The sequence below is a fragment of the Opitutus sp. genome, assembly GCA_024998815.1.
Lineage (GTDB): Bacteria > Verrucomicrobiota > Verrucomicrobiia > Opitutales > Opitutaceae > Rariglobus.
In genome coordinates this window covers 105,080-125,000 of record JACEUQ010000002.1, presented here as the reverse complement: position 1 = coordinate 125,000, position 19,921 = coordinate 105,080, and the positions used below count along the sequence as shown (strand labels likewise).

Sequence of the window (19,921 nt, the reverse complement as noted above, 5' to 3'; positions counted from 1 at the left end):
GGCGGCGTAGGCCGGGAATCAGTTTTAGGATTTCGTCGGATTGGCCGCTATTGCTGAGGAGGAAAACCAGGTCGTTTTCCTGGCACATGCCGAGGTCGCCATGCAAGGCTTGGGTTGCATCGAGGAAACTGGTGGAAATGCCCGTGCTGTTGAGCGTGCCTACCAGTTTGTTGGCAATATGGGCGGACTTTCCTACACCGGTGAAAATGAGTTTGTGGCCGCCCTCGATGGCGGTTTGCACGGCACGAACGACCTCGACAAATTTATCGTCCAGGCCGCGTGCAGTCGCCGTAAGGGCGGCCTGTTCGATTTTGATGCAGTCGCGCGCGCGGCTGAGGACGGTTTTGGTGTCGAGTGCCATTTAGAGTTTGAGTCGACTGACGGACTAGGAAACTTAGAAGGAACGTTTTTTCGTTCAATCCCTTTTACCGCCTCCAATGAGGTTTCGCTTTTTTTCGCTTTGTTTGTGTGCGCTGGCTGCACTGCTGTTTTCGGCGGGATGCGGGCGATATGATGCGTCTCCGTTTACCGCTGAAATCGACGAGCCCAACTATCGCAGAGGCAAGGATCTGCTGCGCCAGGGGCGCAATCAGGAGGCACTTGCGTCCTTCCTAAAGGTGGTCGATATGCGCGGCGACGAAGCTCCTGAGTCGCACCTGGAGATCGGCATCCTCTACCAGCAGCACATCAAGGATCCGATCGCGGCAATCTACCACTATCGCAGGTTCCGTGAATTGAAGCGCAACTCGCCCCAGTCCGACTTGGTGCGCCAGCGCATCGACGCGGCAACGCGTGAGTTTGCCCGCACTTTGCCTGCCCAGCCGTTGGATAACCAGATGGAGAAAATCGACCTGCTCGACCGGGTTGATCAACTTCAGCGCGAAAACCTTCAGCTCAAGGATCAGCTCCTTGGGGTGCGTACTCAGGCGGTTAATACATCACGCTCCGCCCTTTCGCCGCTTACCTCGTCCGTCTCGGCCCCACCGTTGGGCTCTGTCGCTGAGCCCAACGATGCACTCGCCCCGTTGGCGATCAACCCAGCCGAATCGCCTATCAGCGCCGAAGCGCCTGCAGCCGAACCCGTGGTCGTGGCGGTTGCCCCGAAGCCGGTTGCGGTCACGGTGGCGCCGACGGTGTCGTTGAGGGCGTCTCGTCCCGCAGTACCTGCGCCCGCCCCGGCCGTCCCCGTCAGCGGTAGGCGTTATGTGGTTCAGAAAGGGGACTCGCTTTACTCGATCGCCAAGCGCTTCTACGGCAGCGCCAACAACGCGCGTGTTCAGTCCATCCTGCAGGCCAATCGAAGCGTCTTGCCCAATGCCGCTGCGCTGCATCCCGGGCTAACCTTGGTTATTCCTTAATTGGGCAGGGCAGGGGGGGGCAGACGGCGGAGCAGGCTGGATTAGCCGAATGATTCTGTAGTCGATAATACGATACGACTGAGCTGAGTGTGGTGATCTCCCTTTAGCGTTTCCTTGTACCGGTGGTGGTTTCGGCGTGCCCCCTACGGGCGCAAGCGGCAGTTATTGGGTACCTAATCAGCCCATGGTAAAGCCCGAGCAGGGTGAGCATGCCGGCGAGGGCGTAGAACAGCCCTTCGCCGGTGGTGGGTACGGCGGGACGGTAAATTTCCCACGTTGCTCGCGCGATCCCCGTGTCGATGTACCTGAAGAAAATAAACGGTTTTGCCCAAAGTGAGGCGTGTCTGAGGGCGGCATCTGCAGCGGCCAGTTCGTCAACGCGTAAGACGGCGTTGCGCATGACGCCCCCGAGTTGGGCAACGGTGGCATCGGGGTTAGTGGCAGTCCGTTCGATGAACTGCGTCAGGCTGAGTTTGGCGTGGCTTGCGATAGCGACAAATTCAGCGAGTTGGCGCCTAGCCTCGTCCAGATGACCGCCCAAGCGCTGCCTATATTGTTGAATAAATTCCGGGAGTTGAGCGAAAGCGACGGCGCCGACGACACACAGAGCTCGGTCGAACAGGGTTTCGACGGTGCGGAAAATAGGGCGGAATGGAGCAGTCCAACTCATGATTCGGTAAAATCGGGATTTGCCTGTTCAAGGGCAAGGGGCGATCGAAGAAGTGTACTGTGATATTTCAGTTTTGGAGCACTCAGGAAGGTATCCGAATTTTAATTGTCTGTTTCGTGCCATTAAAGTCTGTCAAACCCAGGGCCGTCCTGCAGGTCATGTTTAGTGACTCAGGTTGGCCCCCTCTTTAGCCTAATAACTTGCTGGTTTAAGGCTCATTATTAACTGAGGTTAATAAAGCTACGGTTTTGCCTTGGTTTAAAGTAACTGCTGCGGGTGTAGCTTGATATAGTCGGCTACATAGTCGGCAAAAGCACGCTTCAGGCGAATGGTAATGGTGTCTGTACCGATACTAAAGGAGGTGGAGTCGATGGCTCTTACGGGAATCAGGTCCTTTGTAGTCGCGGTCAAAAAACACTCGGACATGCTGGGTAAATCTTCAGGGCGCACAGCTTCCTCGTAAACCTGGACACCTGCTTTTGGTGCAACCCGATCGATCAAAATACGCCGTGTAATCCCAGCTAGAATTCCAGCCTCGAGCGGCGGCAATACCACTGCACCCTCGCGGACAAATCCAATATTACTCACCGCTGCCTCAGTGATCTCACCGGCTAAATTGGTGATCACCACTTCGTCTGCTCCGCGTGACTTGGCTTCACGCAGACAAAGCAGGTTGTTTAGGTAATTACCCGTCTTCCACGCCGGGTTAAGCGTATCGGGGTGGTTTCGCTTCAAGCCTCGCGCCAACGAAAGTAGCAATCCGGTGGACTCTTGGGCGGCCGACAATAAGGGGCAAGGCTGCACCAAGAGTACGAAGTCGGGTTTATCGGCCAGTGCAACGTCCAGCCCGATGGCCCCGCAGCCACGTGTCACTTGAAGTCGAATATAGAGCTCTGCCAAACTGCCTGTTCGCTCACGCCAAGCGGCGGTGGTTTTTTGGATTTCCTTAAGCATCTGCGACTGAGTCCAGGGTAAATCCATGTACAGCGCGGCGGCGGAGCTTTCCAGTCGCTGCCAATGTTCATTCCAAGCGAATATCACGTCATTATAAGTGCGCCAGACTTCATAAATAGCGTCACCATAAAGGAAACCGCGATTCAGTGGCGATAGGGACGGTTCGTCTGCGGGGTGGAGGCGGCCGTTGGTATTGGCCTGTATAAAATTGACGGGCATCTTCATGTAATCCGTAAAGACACACTCACGACGGCTGTGGGCGCAAGCGGTAAAAAAAAGCCCCCGTGGCGTGAACCACGGGGGCAATCCAGCGAAACGTTTACGCTTTTAAGCAGCTTAGGAAGCGGCAGGGGCTTCAACTACAGCAGCGGGGGCTGCGGCAGTGCGGCTCTTTACCAGGCCGGCTTCTTTTTTGATATTCTGGACGCTCGGCAGGGAGATGCCGAATGCCTTGGCGATTTCAGCGCCGGACTTATCGGCCTTTACGGCCTCGATCACCTGGGCCTTGAGCTCAGGAGTGATCTTCGTGCGACCGCGCTTTTCGGCTTTAGGTGCCTTGGCTGCTTTGGGGGCCTTGGAAGCCTTGCCGGCCTTGGCTGCTTTACCTTTCTTGCCCTTGGATGCTTTTCCAGCGGCAGCAGTCAGCGCTTTAATGAATTCATTAAGGCTGGTGAAACCGTAGTCGCTAGGGAGTTTAGCAAGAGCGGTGGTGCGATCAGCTACAAGCTTGGCTTCAGCTTGTGCGATTTTAGATTTAGCTTTTTCGAGTTCGGCAATTTGATCAATAAATGACATATCGAAAAGAAATAAGTGCTGTTCATATGAACAGCGCAAGTCTTTATTATAATAAAGATAATATTTTATTCAGTTCGCGGCTGATGAATAGTTGATTTAGGCAAATCATTGCACATAAAGTGGGTTTGAGCTGAGCATGCTTTTATATCCCCATTGTAAGTGGTTGGTGCTGCCTGAGGGAGGCATTACCGCCGCACGTCTAGGTTGAGTTTTAGTGACCCACGATTGCGCGCATCATATGGCGGCATCTTGCGTATGAGCGCTTTGTGTTTTGCGGTGATCGCAGGCTAAGGCCAATTCATTGTTTGCTGTAGTGTTGCGCTGTAAAGCGTTGCCCTTACGTTTCGTTGTTGTCGAACTTGCCAGGGATTTAACTTGTAGGCGCTGATCAGTATTGGGATGAGTAGGGTTGTTAAGTTACCCTCGTATAGGCCGTTCTGTTTGTCAGCTAACCATTATCTGACGTTACATGGCGGCGGTTGTGACCCGGTGGAGCGTCTGGTATTGCTATGAATTCAATTTTAATGGGCGTCACCGTTGAGCGTTAGCGCAGGGTGTTTTCGAAAGGGCGGCCGCTCCTGTAAAAGTCGATTTAGTTAGGTGTATCTTGAACGCGAATGAGTGTTAACCATAGGCAATGCGCTTCCTTTAGAACCACTAACGGGTTGTCGATAGCCACAGCATAACATTAAGGGGGGGGGGCACCGATTTTCACGTAGCCGTTGGATAAATTGCCTCAATAAAAGCCCCCTATTGGGTGGATGATTTTGGCTGGTATGCGCTATAAAGCCGATGGGGGATGTGGTCACGGATATGCCCAACAAGAATTCCGTGCCAATCTGCGCAACTGTCCGCGGGTCCGTTGACGGCGGTTTTCTTTTAGTCAACGTGGCCTTATGAACGACTTCGTTTCTGGCCAGGCGGTCAAGGATGCCCAACATACGCTGGACCGCCTACGCACTTCGATGCGCCTCACTATTAAGGGTAAAGACGAGGTGATTGACCAAGTTTTGATCTGTCTCGCAGCCGCTGGCCATCCGCTGATCGAGGATCTGCCCGGCGTGGGTAAAACCACCTTGGCTTATTCGCTCGCCCGCTCGATGGATTGCGCGTTTTCCCGCATCCAATTCACCAGCGACCTGCTGCCTTCGGATGTAACCGGCGTGTCCATTTACGACGAATTGGAGCGCCGCTTTGTTTTCAAAAAAGGCCCGGTTTTCGCCAACGTCGTTCTCGCCGATGAGATCAATCGCGCGACGCCTAAAACTCAGTCCGCGCTGCTCGAGGTCATGGACCGCGCCATGGTCACGATCGACGGCGAACCTCACGACGTGGGCGCGCCCTTTATGGTTTTCGCCACTCAAAATCCGGTGGATTACGAGGGCACCTTCCCACTCCCTGAGAGCCAGATGGATCGCTTTCTGATGCGGCTGCACATGGGTTACCCAAAGGTGGCCGACGAACTCGACATCCTTCGCGCGGCCCGCAGCGCTTATGATGGTATCGCCCTCAACGCGGTCGCCACCGCGGCTCAAGTTCTGCAACTGCAGGCGGTCTGCCAGCAGGTGTTTATCGAGGATTCGGTGCTCAGTTACATCCTGCAGATCATCGGTGCGACGCGCACGGAGGCTGAATTCAAGGCAGGCATTTCGGTGCGCGGAAGTTTGGCCCTCAAACACGCCGCTCAGGGACGGGCGCTGTTGCGCGGCCGCGATTTCGTGATGCCTGAGGACGTCGAGGAGTTGGTCGTGCCTGTCTTGGCGCATCGGCTTTCGTTGCTGCGCCAAAGCTCCGACCCCATGGAGGAACGGCGCGCCATCACAGCGGCCCTGCGCCGGATCGTGGGTAATATCACCGCTCCGGTCTGACCCATCTCGTCGGCTTTTCATCCGCGCCTTTCGCGCCCGCTTCGCCTTTCGCCACACCCCGCGCCAAACCTGAGCCATGCCGTTGTCCGCAGGTAACTTCGCCCCCTTGCGTCCGCCTTCAGCGGCCGCGCCTGGACCCGCGACGGCCGGCTTCACCGATTGGCAAACGACGGGACGGAAAAAACGCGGGATTAAGCGCAATCGCTGGCGTGCCATCTTGTGGTCGCTGGTTTACCCAAAACGCGGAGACAGGCTCATGCTGACTGTCCCTGGTTCTGTGGTGGTCGCAGTCGCGCTGAGTATTGGCGTAGCGGCTTACAACACGTCCAACAACATCCTGTTTATCGCGATTTCGTTGCTGCTGGCCTGCTTGGTTTTCAGCGGAATTCTTTCCTGGTTAAATCTCCGCAACCTCACCTGGCGCTTGTCCGTTCAGGCTCCGCTGCGGGCGGGCAAAGACCACCCTGCCGCCATCGAGTTGCACAACGGCAAGCGGCTGTTGCCCTGCTACGGCGTGTGGTTCGATGTCGCGACGCAGGGCGAAAAAACACCCCTCCGGCTTGCCTTGCGCGAACGCCTGGATCCGCAGGTCACGACCGCCTTGGAGTGGACGCTGCGTCCGGAAACCCGCGGGCGTCTTCGCGTGGAGGTTAACCGCGCGGTTTCGCTGTTCCCCTTTGGCTTCCTTAAAAAAATCCTGAGCAGCCAACTCAGGCGCGAGGTGCTGGTGTGGCCGGCACCGGTGGCCTACCAGCGCTTTCCGGCGACGGCGTGGAGCCAGCCGGGGCAGGTCGAGCGGTCGTTACGGGCGGGCATGGGCGGCGATTTGCTCGCACTGCGCGGTTACGTGCACGGCGATTCGCAGCGCCAAATTCACTGGAAGGCGAGTGCCCGGCTGGGCCGCCTCATGGTGCGCCAGTACGCTGCGGAAACCCAGACCGGCTACGTCCTGTGGGTTCGCACGGCTGTCGAGGATTGGCCGCGGCCCGATCAGTTCGAACTCATGTGCAGTCTCGCGGCCACGCTCGCTGAGGATTTTTTCCGCGCCGGACGCCTTGTCGCCGTCGTCTTGGATGGCGAGCCGCTCTTGCCCATTCGTCGTCGGCACGATCTCGACCGCTTTCTCGACCGCCTTGCTTTGGTTAAACCCAGCTCCGCCATGGTGAGTCACCACCCGGCGTCGACCTCGGCTCGGCGCACCAATCTCATGACGCTTGCCCCCGATGGTTCAAGGGGCGTGGCGGCTTACCTCGATGGAACAAAAGCGGCCACAGCTTAACCTTAGCGAGCTCCACCAGCTTAAATGGCTGCTGGGTGGAGCCCTGGCTATGCTCGCCGCGTGGAGCGTTCTCTACGTCGAGGTGGAGGCGTGGTTGTGGCTGGGGTTAATCACCGCCGGCGTGCCGGTGGTGCTGCGCTGGCCGTTGCTCACCCTGCGCATCCCGCGTTGGGTGCACCGGCTGGCTTTTCCGCTTTTTGTAGCGCTGGCCGCAACCGACTACTACATCGGCAAAGAGGTGATGCCCGCACTCATCCGGCTGTCACTGATGCTGCTGTTTTACCGCGCCGTGACAACGCGCCGCCGCCGCGACGACTTGCAGCTGATCGTACTCGGCTTGTTCCTGGTGGTGATGTCGGGCGTGCTCTCGGTGTCGCTCGCCTTTGCGTTTCAAATCGTGGCCTTCACCGGCTGTACGCTGGTGCTGCTGCTGGTGATGAACCTGATCGACGCCGCCGAGTCCGGCCACCCCGTCGTGGTTTATTCCCTACAAACGCCGCCGGTCTGGATGCAGCTGGAGTGGCTGCGGCTGGCGCGACGCCTGCGCGAGGCGACCGACTGGCGGCTGGCGACGCTCGGGGTGGGGTTGTTTGGAGGCGTCGTCGGGCTTTCGGCGCTGCTGTTTTTTGCCCTGCCGCGCTTCGAATTCAGCAACAACCTTTTCCTCGATAACCTGATCACCCAAAAATCGAAAACCGGGTTCAGTGAAAACGTCAGCTTTGGCGACGTGACCGACATCCAGCAGGACACCAGCGTTGCCTTGAGCGTGGACGTTTCAGATCCATCCCAAATCCCGGCCCAACTCTATTGGCGCATGCTGGTGCTCGATGAGTACGCGAAGGGAACATTTAGCACCTCGGAGCAGCTCAAGCGCCAGCTCCTCGACCAGCGCCAACCTGCGCAGATTATCAGCGGCGGCGCCCGGCCGAGCACCTCCGACTCCGTGTGGACTTTTTATTTGGAGGGTGGCACGTCGCATTACTTGCCCCTGCTCGGTGATTTCAGTCGGCTGCAGTTCAACGACGGGCCGCAGACTTACGCGATTCATGACACGCTGCGGCTGCTGCGCCTGGGCAAAACGCCCGCCAAGATGTTCGCCTACCGCGTCGAGGGAATACGCCCCGCTTCGGAGTTGGGCTCGCCCGAGGTTTCGCCGCCCCGCGATGTGGCGGGTAAGGCTAGCAAAGCTGGAAGCGATTCGGCAGGCGGCGAACGGGAGTTGTTAACCCGTCCGTCGTTCCTAGAGATCAAATTGGATTCGGCTGACCGCGCACGTCTGGACGCCTGGGCGGGTGCGCTCAATGCGCCGAGCGATGACGCGGCGGCCTTTGCCCGGCTCGCCACCCAGTGGCTGGCGCAGACGCACCGTTACTCGATGCGCATGACGCTGGCTGCGGGGACAGGCGATCCCCTGGTGCGCTGGATGAATTCGGATGCACCCGGGCACTGCGAGCTGTTTGCGGGCGCGTTTACGCTGCTGGCGCGCTCGGCGGGTTACCCGACGCGGATGGTCACCGGATTCCGTGGCGGCAGCTGGAACACCACCAGCCGCAATCTCACCATTCGCAATTCCGACGCGCATGCGTGGTGCGAGCTCTTCGACGCCAAAAAACAAACCTGGATGCGCGTCGACCCCACGCCAGGTGCGCCCGAAGTGGCGCCGGACGCCAGGCTGGAAAACGCTGCTGCGCTCCTGGCCCGCATCAGCGACCGGAGTTGGTCGGCGAAACTCGATGGCCTGCGCGTGTTCTGGTACCGGCGCATCGTGGACTTCGACCAGAAGGCCCAAGCCGAGTTGGCGCGGAGTGCCAAAGTGGCGATCGAAAACCGTGCTCAGCAGCTCAAGCAGTCGATCCGCCGCCTGCTCAAAGAGGCCGGCGAATGGCTGCAGCGGCCTTGGGATCTGCGGCGGTTGCTGGTAATCGTGGCCGTGGTGGTCGGTGGTGCCGGAGTCGCGCTGGGTTGGACCTATTGGCTGCGTGACCGGTGGCGGCGTTGGCGCAACGGCCTGACGCACACGGGGCTCGACCCGGTACGGCGGGAGGCGGGGCATTGGTTGCGCCGTCTCAAGGCGACGCAACCGCAGGGAGCCGGCACCGTTGAGGGGTTAACATTACAGGCCGAGCTGGAGCGCCTGCGTTACGGGCCCAAGACCGGTTGGCCCGATGCACGAGCGACCTTTGGTCGGGCCCGGCGCGCGTGCCGTTAAGGCGCCTCGGTTTAAAGCCAAAGCGCCACGGAGGGGACTTTGGTTTAAACCGTCACCTCGGCAGAGGTTTTTACTTTAACGTCGAGTACCCGTGAATCCGTGCGAGCCGCCACCACCACACGCGCGCCGATCCAGGCTTTGCCCGCAGGGAGCAGTTCGCGGCCGTAGAGCTCATTGAGGATAATCCGCGCCATCATGTACCAGGCGCCCAGCGCGCAGGCGATGAGCACGTAGGCAGCCACCTTATTCAGAATGGGGAAACCGAAGTGGCCCACGTCGAGCAGGACAAACCCGGCCAAGAGTAACGTAAAGGTGGTCGCCATGGCTCCGTGGATACGCAGCGCGCCCACCCACAAAATCGCGGTGAACAGGGTCCACGCCACCAAGAACCAGCCCACGTCGGTGGTCGAGGCTTTGAGAAAGCCGAACTGGCCGGCGATGAGCATCGCGCAGAGCGAAATCCAGAACGCACCGTAACTGGTGAAGGCGCAGTAGCCGAAATTGTTGCCCGTCTTCATTTCCTGCAGGCCGGCGATGAGCTGCGCCAAACCGCCGAAAAACAGGCCGAGCCAGATCACCGGCCCGAGGCCGACCAACTCCAGGGTGTGGAGCTGAAGGATCAGCGTGGTCAGGCCGAAGCCAGCCAGGCCGACAACGGCGGGATTACACAACTTGGGAGCGGACGAGTGTGAGGAGGACATGGTTGTAAGGAAGGGGCATCGACCTCAACGGCTGGCCCCAAGGCCTGTCCAGCCCGCGCAACCCACCCACCGCGCAATGATCGATCGCTAATCCACTCGATTAGAACCCGTCCACGCCCGGCCTCCCCCGAAAAACCGCCGCATTCACGCTCCGGCCGCTGTTCAAGCTCGCCGCGTGGGGGAAAATCCCCCTCCTTTTCGCTTCATGTCACCTGCGTATTTCCGCCGCTTTGCGGCCGTCCTCGCCACCCTCAGTTTCGCCTTCGCGCCGTTTGTCTCTGCGGCCCCCGCCAAAACCGGCCAATGGAAAGGCTACATCGGCATCGACGCGATGACCGGCCAAACCCTGGTGCAGGAGAACGCCGACGTCGTTACCCCGCCCGCCAGCATGACCAAGCTCATGACCTACGCCGTGCTCCACGATAAACTCCAGAGCGGCGCCCTCACCCTCGGTACCCAGATTCAGGTGACGGCGGCGGATTCCAAAATCGGCGGCACCCAGGTGTACCTCGATCCGTCCGAGTCGTTCACGGTCGAAGAGATGGTTTATGCGATGATGATTCAGTCGGCCAACGACTGCTCCTATGCCCTCGCTCGCACCGCGGCTGGTTCCGTGGAGGCCTTTGTTGAACTCATGAACGCCAAGGCCAAGGAGCTCGGCATGACCCGCACCACCTTCCGTTCGCCCCACGGCCTGCCGCCTTCCAGCCGCAAGATAATGGAAGGCGACCTGACCACCCCGCGTGACTTCGCGATTCTCTGCCGCCACCTCGTTCTTAAGACGGACGTCCTTAAGTACACCTCGGCCAAAACGCGTGATTTCGGTCCGCTGCGTGCCAAGGGCCCCCAGCACATGATCAACCACAACAAGCTCATGGGGAAGGTGGACGGCGTGGACGGGCTCAAGACCGGCTACACCGCCAGCGCCGGTTATTGCCTGAGTGCCACCGCGCTGCGCAACAACCGCCGCGTGATCGTGGTCATCATGGGATCTTTCGGCCCCGAGGGAAAAATCGACCTCGGTGCCAGTCGTGACCGCAAAGCCATCGAACTGATCTCCAGCAGCTTTGCGGCCTTGCCCGCCGGTTCTCCGGCGTTTGTCGGTGCGCCGTGGGCTGCCCCCGTCTCGCCCGTCAGCGCGAGCGCTGCTGAGGGAACCCCGGGTGCGCCGGCCTCCGCCGATGAGCCGATGGTGAAATTCAACTTCGGCCCGAAGAAAAAGTAAGTCCGTTGGGCGTAACTCCGTTGCGCCCCGGCAGCCTCCGAGGCCAGGCCTCGCGCAAATCGGCTCCGAAAAGTAGCGCAGACTTCCAGTCTGCTTAGGCGCGTTCCCAGTCGCCCGGAGCAGACTGGAAGTCTGCGCTACTTTTTCCGTCCCCTTTTCTCCGACGCGGCCTCAACGGTCGGCGATCGCCTCAAGAATGCGCTCCGAGGTGCGCATGCCCTTGGCCATGACATCGAGGTTAAAACTCTCGTTGGGCGCGTGCAGGTTATCCTCCGGCAGGAACAACCCGATCATCACTGAATCCAGTCCGGTCATACGCTTGATGTCGGCGATGATCGGCACGCTGCCGCCCTCGCGCAGGTACAGCGGCGGTTTGCCGAAAACGTCGGCGATGGCCCTGTCGGCGGCGCGGAAGGCGTCGGCCAGCACGGGCGATTGGCCGGCCGGGGTGTTGGAGCGATCCGGCGGAACGACGACGTAGGGCATGCCCTGGTGTTGGTCGACGATCTCAAAGGTCACGTCGCTGGGCATGCGCTCGCGAATGGTTTTATACAGCAGGTCGCGGATCACCGCGGGATTCTGGTTGGCCACCAGTCGGCAGCTGATTTTCACGAAGGCCTTGCTAGGGATAACCGTTTTGGTGCCTTCGCCCTGATAACCGCCGCCGATTCCGTTAAATTCCAGCGTGGGCAGCACGCGGGTTGCCTCAAAGGGGGTTGCGCCCTTGGCCGTGTAAAACGCCGGAATCCCCAAAAACTTCCGGTACGCCTCGGAGTCGCCGCCGAGCTTTTTAATCTGCTCCTTTTCCCACGGCTCCACGGGCATGACGTCGTCGTAAAACCCCTCGATGTTCACACTGCCGTCCGGGTTGTGCAGCGAGGCGCACAGTTCGGCGACCGCCTGGATCGGGTTGCGCAACACTCCGCCGTGCAGCCCTGAGTGCAAATCGCCCTTCGGCCCGGTCACGACCACGTCGCACAACACCAGCCCGCGCAGTCCGCAGGTGATCACCACCTGGTCCTCGCTCGGCAGCAGCGTATCCGAAAGATAAACCAGATCCGCCTGCTTGAGGCGCTCGCCGTAGACTTCGAGAAACTTGGGGAAACTCGGGCTGCCCATCTCCTCCTCGCCCTCGATCATGAAGGTGATGCGCAGCGGCAAGTCGGGGCGGCGCTCCAGCAACCGCCCCACTGCGGCGATGTGGACCATCAGTGGGCCCTTGTTGTCCGCTGCACCGCGGCCGTAGAGGCGGTTGCCGCGGATTTCCGGCTCAAAGGCGGCCGATTGCCATAGGTGCAGCGGATCGGCCGGCTGCACGTCGTAATGGCCATAGATGATGACATGCGGCCAGTCCAGATTGGTGCCACGCGTGGCCAGGATGATCGGGTGCAAAGCGGTTTTCACCACCTCGACCTCGAAGCCGATGGAGGCGAGCAGGCCGGTGGCGAAATCGAGCGCCCCTTGCATGCCGGCCTTAAACGCCGGATCGGCGGAAACACTGGGGTGGCGGATGAATTCCTTCAGCTTTTCAACAGGGTCAAACATGCCGCGAACGTGAACACTGGCCCGAACGTGGGCCAGACTTGTTTTCGCCAAAAAACGCCGGCTTCCCGGGGCTACTTACCCTTCATAAACGAATTCATTTCCGCCTGCTCGGAGGCCTGGTTGGCCGCCTGAAACCGCGCCTTGCTCTGCTGGTAAAGCGGCACGTATTGGGGCGCGAGCGCTTGGAGGTTGGCAATGCGGGTCGAATCCGAGGGATGCGTCGACAAAAACTCGGGCGGTTTGGCGCCGCCCTGCGCCGCCATCTTGCGCCAGAAGGTCGCCCCCGCGCGCGGATCGTAGCCGGCACCCGCGGCGAAGCGCAGGCCCACGCTATCGGCTTCGTTCTCATGCAGCCGGGAATAGGGCAGCATATAACCGACTGTGGCGCCCAAACCGTAGGCGGCCAGCGCGAGGTTACGTTTGGCCGGGTCAACGTGTTGAGTTTCCATCGCGACGGCGGCGGCCAGGCCTACGCCGATGAAGGCATAGTTCTGCGAGGTGCGCTCAGCGCCGTGGCGCGAGGTCACGTGGGCGATTTCGTGGCCCATGACGATGGCGATCTCGTCGTCGCTGGCGGACAGTTTAATGAGACCGGTGTAAACGCCCACCTTGCCCCCGGGCAGCGCGAAGGCGTTCACCGCGGGCGAATCAAACACCACGAACTCCCACTGCGCGTTGGGGATTTCGCGACCAACGGAACCGGCGATACGCTTGCCGATGGTTTGAATCCGGGCGTTGAGAACCGGGTCCGTGGAGATTTTCTCCGACTTCTTAATCTGGGCGAAGGCGGAGAGTCCCATCTTCGCCTCATCGCTGGGCGAAACCAGCATGAGCTGGGAGCGCCCGGTCTCTTTGACCGTGGTGCAACCCGTCAAAAGCCCCAACGCAGCCACCGCAGCGAACGCATATCCCATTAACCGAGCTGTTTTCATCGTGGGCGAAAAATGAGCCGAGGACGGACGCGATCGCAATCCCGCACTCAGCACCGACCGGTTTTTGGGCCAACGCACGGAGCGGCGTTATCGGCGTTTTTATGCCAAGGCCCTGAGGTTTTATTTTGGGATAACCACGGGTTGGCCGGCGGCTTTCCAGGCCGAGAAACCGCCGGCGTTGGCGGTCTTGAACTTCTCGCCGGCGAGCAGACGGACGGCGATGCCGGAGCGGTTACCCGAACGGCAATACAGGATCAGCTCTTTGTCGGCGTTGGCCGCCAGCACCGGTTTCCACTGAAGGCGGTCGCCCTGCAGGTCGCTGAGCGGTAGCAGAAGCGCGCCTTTGACCACGCCGTCGCGCCACTCGGCCGGTTCGCGCACATCGATCAACACCGCGGTGCCGGCGGCGACCCGGCGGGCGGCCTCCTCGGGCGTAAGGATCGGCCCAACCAGAGCACGCTGGACGAAGAAGAACACAACGATGACGAGGGCGATGAGTAGGAATGTTTTCATGGGAATGGCGCTATGCTAATTGGCTTTTAAGTTGAGACTTACGTGCATCCTTGGGCGCACGCTCAAGGATGCACGATTCGTAATCCCCGCTCCGCGTGGCCTTGCGCGTGAGCGCAGGGGTGTGCTGTTCGAATGTGTCCACACGCTAGGAATCGATTTTGCGATGCCCATCGTGAACGCGAATGGGTGTTAACTTGAACGGGGTGAGTACCGGGAGTGGCGGATGAAGCAGGGGCGTGGTGATTACTTTTTGGGCGTCTCGCAGGGTTTTTCGCCCGAGCTGGAGCACGAGCAAGAGCAGGAGCCGGTTTTGATTCCGAAGGGAATGTAGGCGGGACAAATCCGCACCACGGCGGTCAGGATTGGAATCAGGCCGACGAGGCCCCACCAGGATTGGAGCACGAGGCCGACGCCCAGTAGCGCGAAGCCGATAACGAGGCGAATAATGCGATCAACAGAACCAATGTTGGTTTTCATGGGAGGAAAGGGAGGGCGGTGTGAGTGTGGGAGGAGACAAGGACGGAAGGAGTTGGCTAGTAGGCAGTAAAATTGGAGTTTTCGGATCTGACGTCCCTGTAAAATCAACCGAATACTTCGATCCTTTTAGCCGCGAAAGAACGCAGAGAACGCATAGCAATACAGGTCCTATTCTTTGCGTTCCTTGCGTTCTTTTGCGGCTAAACTGCGTTGGTTAGCCATGTAGTAGAGCACAGGGACCGCCATCCGGCTGATGAGTAACGAGGCGATTTCGCCAAACATCAGGCTGATCGCCAGGCCTTGAAAAATCGGGTCGGCCAAAATCACGCTCGCCCCGACGATTACCGCCAGCGCCGTGAGCAGCATCGGCCGGAAGCGCACCGCGCCGGCTTCGACCACCGCCTCGCGCAGCGGCAGTCCGTGCGAGCGGCGCAGTTCGATGAAATCCACCAGAATGATGGAGTTTCGCACCACGATCCCGGCGCCGGCCATGAATCCGATCATCGAGGTGGCGGTGAAAAACGCCCCCAGAGCCCAGTGCGCGGGCAGGATGCCGATCAGCGAAAACGGAATCGCCGCCATCACCACCAGCGGCGTCACGTAGCTCTTGAACCAGCCGACCATTAGCATGGCGATGAGTACCAGCACCACGGCGAAGGCCAACCCGAGGTCGCGAAACACCTCCAACGTGATGTGCCACTCGCCGTCCCATTTCAGCGCCGGCCCAAGGTCGTCGGTGGGGACGTTGAGGTGGTAAATGGGCAAATCCGCCTCGCTGCCGCCGAAGCGGCGGGCGTCGAGTTTCATTAACTCAAAATGCAGCGGGATCAGGGCGTAGGCGGGGCTTTCCACCGCGCCGGCCACGTCGGCGGTGACGTAGGTGACGGGTTTGAGGTTTTTGCGGTAAAGCGAGCGCGGGCCGGTCTCGGTTTTCAGGGTAACGAGTTCGGACAACGCGATGGCCGGGGCGGTCTGCCGCGAGCTCGAGCGCACACCGAGGGCCAGCAGCGCGCTCGGATCGGCGCGGTCGGCCGGGGCGATTTCCAGGATGACCGGCACGTCTTCGCGTTCGGCGGGCAGGTGGAGCAAGTCGATCGTCTGTCCCTGCGCGCCGAACGCGACGGTCCTAGCGATATCGGCTTCCGTGATGCCGTGGAAGGCGGCCTTTTCTTGGTCAACGACGAAGCGGGTTTTCGGCTGGTCGGCCTCCACATACCAGTCGATGTCCACCACGCCCTTGGTTTTCTCCAACAAGCCACGCACCTCGCGGGCGAGGGCGAGGCGCTGGGTTTCGTCGGGGCCGTAGATTTCAGCGACGAGAGACTGGAGCACGGGCGGGCCGGGCGGCACCTCGGCGACGGCCACGGCGGCACCGTAACGCGCCGCGATGGGCGCGACCAGAGCGCGGGTGCGTTTGGCGATGGCGTGGCTCTGGTCGGCGCGGTCGCCCTTGGGCACCAGGTTGACCTGGATGTCGGCGACGTTGGCGCCGCGCCGCATGAAGTAGTGGCGGACCAGACCGTTGAAGTTAAACGGTGAGGCGGTGCCGGCGTAGATTTGGTAATCGCGCACCTCGGGCTGGGTGCGGACGGCCGCGGCCATTTCCAGGGCAATGCGGGTGGTCTGTTCGAGGGTGGTGCCCTCGGGTGTGTTGAGGATGATTTGGAACTCCGACTTGTTGTCGAAGGGGAGCATTTTAATGGTGACGGCACCGGTGAGCACGAAGGCGACGGAGCCGAGCAGGAGGGCGACGATGCCGCCGAGGAAGGCCCAACGCCATTTGGCGTGGGCGAGGAGCGGCTCCATGATCCGGTGGTAAAGTCGGGTAAACCAGTCCGACGGCGCGTGGTCGGGATCGTGGGGCGCAAGGCTCGCCGGCTGCGCCCCCGCGCCAGCACTCGCGCATGCCCCTGTGCCGACCCTGGCCCCGGCGATGGTACCGGAATCAAAAGTGTCACCTATTAGGTGACACTTCACCGGTTGGGGTAGGGCCGTTTGCAAAGAAAGCGGGCGGTTTTTAGCGGAGTAAGCAGTGGCAGAAGTGTCACCTAATAGGTGACACTGTGCCTGCGCCGTCGGCGCTGCATCAGGGGGGGATGGCGAGGTGACGCAGGGGGATGGTGAGGCGGAAGTGTCACCTAATAGGTGACACGGCGAATTCGCCTGCGGGGATGCTTCAGGGGAGGGCGGCGAGGTGACGCAGGGGGATGGTGAGGCAGAAGTGTCACCTAATAGGTGACACTTTTTTTGGGGCTGCGTCCGGCGGCGCAGGACGCGGACTGCGGCCCAGGGCGTGATGGTGAAGGCGATCACCAGGGAAAAGAGCATCGCGGCGGTCGATCCGATCGGGATTGGACGCATGTAGGGGCCCATCAACCCGCCGACGAACGCCATCGGCAGAATTGCCGCAATCACCGCCCAGGTCGCCAAAATCGTGGGGTTGCCCACTTCGTCTACCGCTTCTAGGGCGACGCGGCCGAGGGTCTTTTTCTCCGCACCCGGCAGGCGTTGGTGACGGACGATGTTTTCCACCACCACGATCGCGTCATCGACCAAAATGCCGATCGAGAAGATCAGCGCGAAGAGCGTGATCCGGTTCAGCGTGCAGCCGTAGAGGTAAAACACCAGGAGGGTCAGCGCCAGCGTCGCTGGGATGGCTAACAACACGACCAGCGATTCGCGCCAGCCGAGAAAAAGCAGGATGAGCACGGCCACCCCAAAGACGGCGATGCCCATGTGCAGGAGTAGCTCGTTGCTCTTCTCGGCGGCGGTGTGGCCGTAGTCGCGGGTGATGGCGATTTCGACGTCGGCGGGCAGGAGCGTGCCGCGCAGTTTTTCGACCTGGGCCAGCACGCGCTCAACCACGGCGATGGCGTTGGCTCCGGGGCGCTTGGCCAGACTCAGGGTGACGGCCGCCTCGACGTCGCGGTCGCGCGAACCGAACAGCACGGTGTCGGTCGGCTCGGCGGCGGTGTCGCGGATAGTGGCCACGTCGCGCAGATAAACCGGTTTGCCCAAAAACACGCCCAGCACCACCGCGCCGGCGTCGGTCGCGTCGTGCAAAAAGGTGCCGGTTTCCAGCAAAACCTCGCGGTTAACAAAGGGACGCGAGCCGGCGGGCTGGATTCGGTTGGCCGCCTGCAGCGCGGGGGCGATTTCGGTGACGGTGAGTCCGCGCGCCGACAACGCGGCGGGGTCGAGTTCGATGCGCAGGGCGCGGCGCGCGCCGCCGATCAGGGTGGTCTCGGCGACCTCGGGCACGGCTTTGACGGCTTCCTCCACCTGCAACGCCAGACGGCGCAGGGTGAGGTGATCGTGGGTGCGGCTGTGCAGGGTCAGCGCGAGGATCGGCACGTCGTCGATGGTGCGCGGTTTGACGAGCGGGGCGGACACGCCGGTGGGGATGCGGTCGGCGTTGGTCTGGAGTTTCTGGTTGAGGCGCACCAGGGCGGCTTCGATGTCGGTGCCGACGACGAAACGCACCACGACCATCGCCTGGCCGGGCGAGGTGGTGCAGTAGAGGTATTCGACCCCGGGGATCTCCCAGAGGAGTTTTTCCAGCGGGCGGGTGACGCGGTTTTCCGTCTCGGTGGGCGTGGCGCCGGGCATGGCCACCAGCACGTCCACCATCGGGACTTTGATCTGCGGCTCCTCTTCGCGCGGGAGTTGGAGCACGGCAAACAGGCCGAGTAACATCGACGCGATGACGGCGATGGGGGTGAGTTTGGAACTCACCGCCAAGGCGGCCAGGCGTCCGGCTAAACCGAAACGCGGTTCCGGCGAGGACGCGGGCGAGGGCGTTGGCGCGGGCGAGGGAATGGGTGTTTCGCTCACGGCTGGGCCTCCACTGGCTGGCCGTCGCGCAACGAGGCGGGCGGGGCGAGAATGACGGTTTCGTTGGCCTCCAGACCGGCGCTGACGAGCAGTCGGCCGGTCGCGGCGGCACCGGCGGTTTTGATCAGCCGGAGTTGGGCGCGGCCCTCGGTGCGGACGAAGACGCGCTCCATTTGCCCAAACGGGCTGACCGCCTCGGCGGGCACCGTGAGGGCGGCGGCGGATTCACCGGCGGGCCAGAGCACGCGGACGAAGTCGCCCGAGCGGGCGGCGGGCTTTGCGTCGGGCGTGCTGGCGTTGGCCGAGTTGGCTGCGGCTGCTGAAGCTGCGGTTGCGGGCAGGGTGATTTTGGCGTGGCGGGTGCGGGTCAGCGGATCGGCGGCGGGTGAGATTTCCGTGAGCGTGCCGGTGGTTTCGCCGGTGGTGAACACCACGCGCAGCTCGGTGCCGAGGGGCGGGAGTGGGAGGGAGGCGGGCACGTCGACTTCGGCGCGCAGGTCGGTGGTGCCCTCGATTTCCAGCAGCGGGGTTCCGGGCAGGGCGAGGTCGCCGAGTTGGATGAGTTTGCGGGTGATCACGCCGGCAAAGGGCGCGGTCACGCGGGTGTAATTTTGCAGACTCTGGGCCTCGCGCACGGCGGCTTCGGCGCTGCGGCGGCGGTCGGCGAGGGTGAGCACGGTGTCGGCGGGCGAGACGCCCTGGTCGCGCAGGGTGGTTTCGCGGGCCTGTTCGCGCAGGATCGCATCGAGCCCGGACTGGGCCTGGGCGAGACGGGCGGTGATTTCGTCGGCGGACAACGTGACGAGGGTCTCCCCGGCGGCGACGGACTGGCCGACGGTGAAATCGGCGCGGGTGACCGTGCCCATGATCTTGGTGGCGAGGACGGCGTGATCGAGCGGACGGAGTGTGCCGGCGACCGGCTGGGTGCGGGGGAGGTTAACCGACTGCACTTGGGCCACGCGGACGGCGAGGGGCGCTCCGGCCTCGTCGGAGGTGTTGGCGGTGCGGGAGGAGGCCGAGCGATAGCAGCCGGAGAGGAGGGCACTGACAAGAGCGGCAAGGGCGAAGACAATCCGGCGGGTGGGGGCGTTCATGGTGGCTTTTATAGTGTGCCGATTAGTGTTCAAGTTGTGCTTATTTACCCTGGTTCATGGGGGCGTGGATGTCTTTGGGTAAACTCCTTGAGCTCACGCTCAAGGCCACTAGGTCGTGTGGTCTCGAAAAGTGTGGCCTTGAGCGTGAGTTTAAGGATGTCGTTAACCCCAGCTTGAACGCTAATTAGTGTTAAGCGCGTTTGGGCGATTGCAGAGAACCGCGGCGGTCCTCTGAGGCGGGTTTAACCAGACCCAGTTTGCGTGCGGCCCACTCCGGCGGGCAAAAGCCGGTGAAGGCCGACTGGATCAGGTTGAGCGCGATGAAGCAGGTGAACAGCAGCCACCAGGAACTCACGAAGTGCGCCAGGGCGACGCTGACCAGCACCATGACGCCGGCGAGAACACGGATAAAGGAGTCGGGCTTCATATTTGAGTGTTTACGCATATACGCATTTGCTTGAAATTAA

Annotated in this window: 16 protein-coding genes and 1 pseudogene (1 of these 17 only partly in view); 5 read left to right on the top strand and 12 right to left on the bottom strand. The window is 61.2% G+C overall.

What is annotated here, in order from left to right; all coding sequences use genetic code 11:
- Positions 1-361, bottom strand: the start of a protein-coding gene (locus tag H2170_08415; protein ID MCS6300112.1) for a KpsF/GutQ family sugar-phosphate isomerase. Its footprint begins 629 nt before the window's first position; 361 of the gene's 990 nt are visible here — the first part of the coding sequence; it begins with the start codon at positions 359-361; its stop codon lies off the left edge, out of view.
- A 76-nt stretch (positions 362-437) separates the two neighbouring features.
- On the opposite strand from H2170_08415, the gene H2170_08410 reads away from it, so the two are divergent.
- On the top strand, positions 438-1,358 hold the full coding sequence (locus H2170_08410; protein ID MCS6300111.1) for a LysM peptidoglycan-binding domain-containing protein: 921 nt from the start codon (positions 438-440) through the stop codon (positions 1,356-1,358).
- Between the two features lie 103 nt (positions 1,359-1,461).
- On the opposite strand, the gene H2170_08405 is transcribed toward H2170_08410, so the two are convergent.
- From H2170_08405 to H2170_08395, 3 genes are all read right to left on the bottom strand, one after another.
- A complete protein-coding gene (locus H2170_08405) occupies positions 1,462-2,028 on the bottom strand; it encodes a DUF2937 family protein (protein ID MCS6300110.1) in 567 nt (188 codons plus the stop codon).
- Positions 2,029-2,286: 258 nt separating this feature from the next.
- Complete coding sequence (locus tag H2170_08400; protein ID MCS6300109.1) at positions 2,287-3,201, bottom strand: aminotransferase class IV; 915 nt, start codon at positions 3,199-3,201, stop codon at positions 2,287-2,289.
- Positions 3,202-3,318: 117 nt separating this feature from the next.
- A complete protein-coding gene (locus H2170_08395) occupies positions 3,319-3,777 on the bottom strand; it encodes a helix-turn-helix domain-containing protein (protein ID MCS6300108.1) in 459 nt (152 codons plus the stop codon).
- 896 nt (positions 3,778-4,673) lie between these two features.
- Here H2170_08395 and H2170_08390 point away from each other — a divergent pair.
- The 3 genes from H2170_08390 (at position 4,674) to H2170_08380 (ending at position 9,133) form a co-directional block, all read left to right on the top strand.
- Positions 4,674-5,645: a MoxR family ATPase gene (locus H2170_08390; GenBank protein MCS6300107.1), complete on the top strand. Its 972-nt coding sequence runs from the start codon at positions 4,674-4,676 to the stop codon at positions 5,643-5,645.
- Positions 5,646-5,901: 256 nt separating this feature from the next.
- Positions 5,902-6,924: a DUF58 domain-containing protein gene (locus tag H2170_08385; protein MCS6300106.1), complete on the top strand. Its 1,023-nt coding sequence runs from the start codon at positions 5,902-5,904 to the stop codon at positions 6,922-6,924.
- 49 nt (positions 6,925-6,973) lie between these two features.
- Positions 6,974-9,133, top strand: a complete 2,160-nt coding sequence (locus H2170_08380; GenBank protein ID MCS6300105.1) for a DUF3488 domain-containing protein — start codon at positions 6,974-6,976, stop codon at positions 9,131-9,133.
- A 44-nt stretch (positions 9,134-9,177) separates the two neighbouring features.
- Here H2170_08380 and H2170_08375 read toward each other — a convergent pair whose 3' ends face one another.
- The gene (locus H2170_08375; protein ID MCS6300104.1) at positions 9,178-9,834 is read right to left on the bottom strand and encodes an acetate uptake transporter; all 657 of its coding nucleotides are present in this window, start codon (positions 9,832-9,834) and stop codon (positions 9,178-9,180) included.
- Between the two features lie 205 nt (positions 9,835-10,039).
- Here H2170_08375 and H2170_08370 point away from each other — a divergent pair, with 205 nt between their 5' ends.
- Entirely contained in the window at positions 10,040-11,059 is a 1,020-nt protein-coding gene (locus tag H2170_08370; GenBank protein ID MCS6300103.1) for a D-alanyl-D-alanine carboxypeptidase, read from the top strand.
- Between the two features lie 171 nt (positions 11,060-11,230).
- Here the strand turns inward: H2170_08370 and H2170_08365 are convergent, their stop codons facing one another.
- From H2170_08365 to H2170_08335, 7 genes and pseudogenes are all read right to left on the bottom strand, one after another.
- Positions 11,231-12,604, bottom strand: coding sequence for a M20/M25/M40 family metallo-hydrolase (locus H2170_08365; GenBank protein ID MCS6300102.1), 1,374 nt, complete (start codon positions 12,602-12,604; stop codon positions 11,231-11,233).
- A gap of 71 nt (positions 12,605-12,675) precedes the next feature.
- On the bottom strand, positions 12,676-13,536 hold the full coding sequence (locus H2170_08360) for a M48 family metallopeptidase (GenBank protein ID MCS6300101.1): 861 nt from the start codon (positions 13,534-13,536) through the stop codon (positions 12,676-12,678).
- 120 nt (positions 13,537-13,656) lie between these two features.
- Positions 13,657-14,049 (bottom strand): rhodanese-like domain-containing protein, encoded by a 393-nt coding sequence (locus H2170_08355; GenBank protein MCS6300100.1) that lies wholly within the window; start codon positions 14,047-14,049, stop codon positions 13,657-13,659.
- 243 nt (positions 14,050-14,292) lie between these two features.
- Complete coding sequence (locus tag H2170_08350; GenBank protein ID MCS6300099.1) at positions 14,293-14,526, bottom strand: DUF2892 domain-containing protein; 234 nt, start codon at positions 14,524-14,526, stop codon at positions 14,293-14,295.
- 2,265 nt (positions 14,527-16,791) lie between these two features.
- Positions 16,792-18,222 (bottom strand): annotated as a pseudogene (locus H2170_08345) (efflux RND transporter permease subunit).
- 134 nt (positions 18,223-18,356) lie between these two features.
- Positions 18,357-19,454, bottom strand: coding sequence for an efflux RND transporter periplasmic adaptor subunit (locus tag H2170_08340; GenBank protein ID MCS6300098.1), 1,098 nt, complete (start codon positions 19,452-19,454; stop codon positions 18,357-18,359).
- Positions 19,455-19,644: 190 nt separating this feature from the next.
- Positions 19,645-19,881, bottom strand: coding sequence for a DUF2892 domain-containing protein (locus H2170_08335; GenBank protein ID MCS6300097.1), 237 nt, complete (start codon positions 19,879-19,881; stop codon positions 19,645-19,647).
- Positions 19,882-19,921 lie beyond the last annotated feature (40 nt).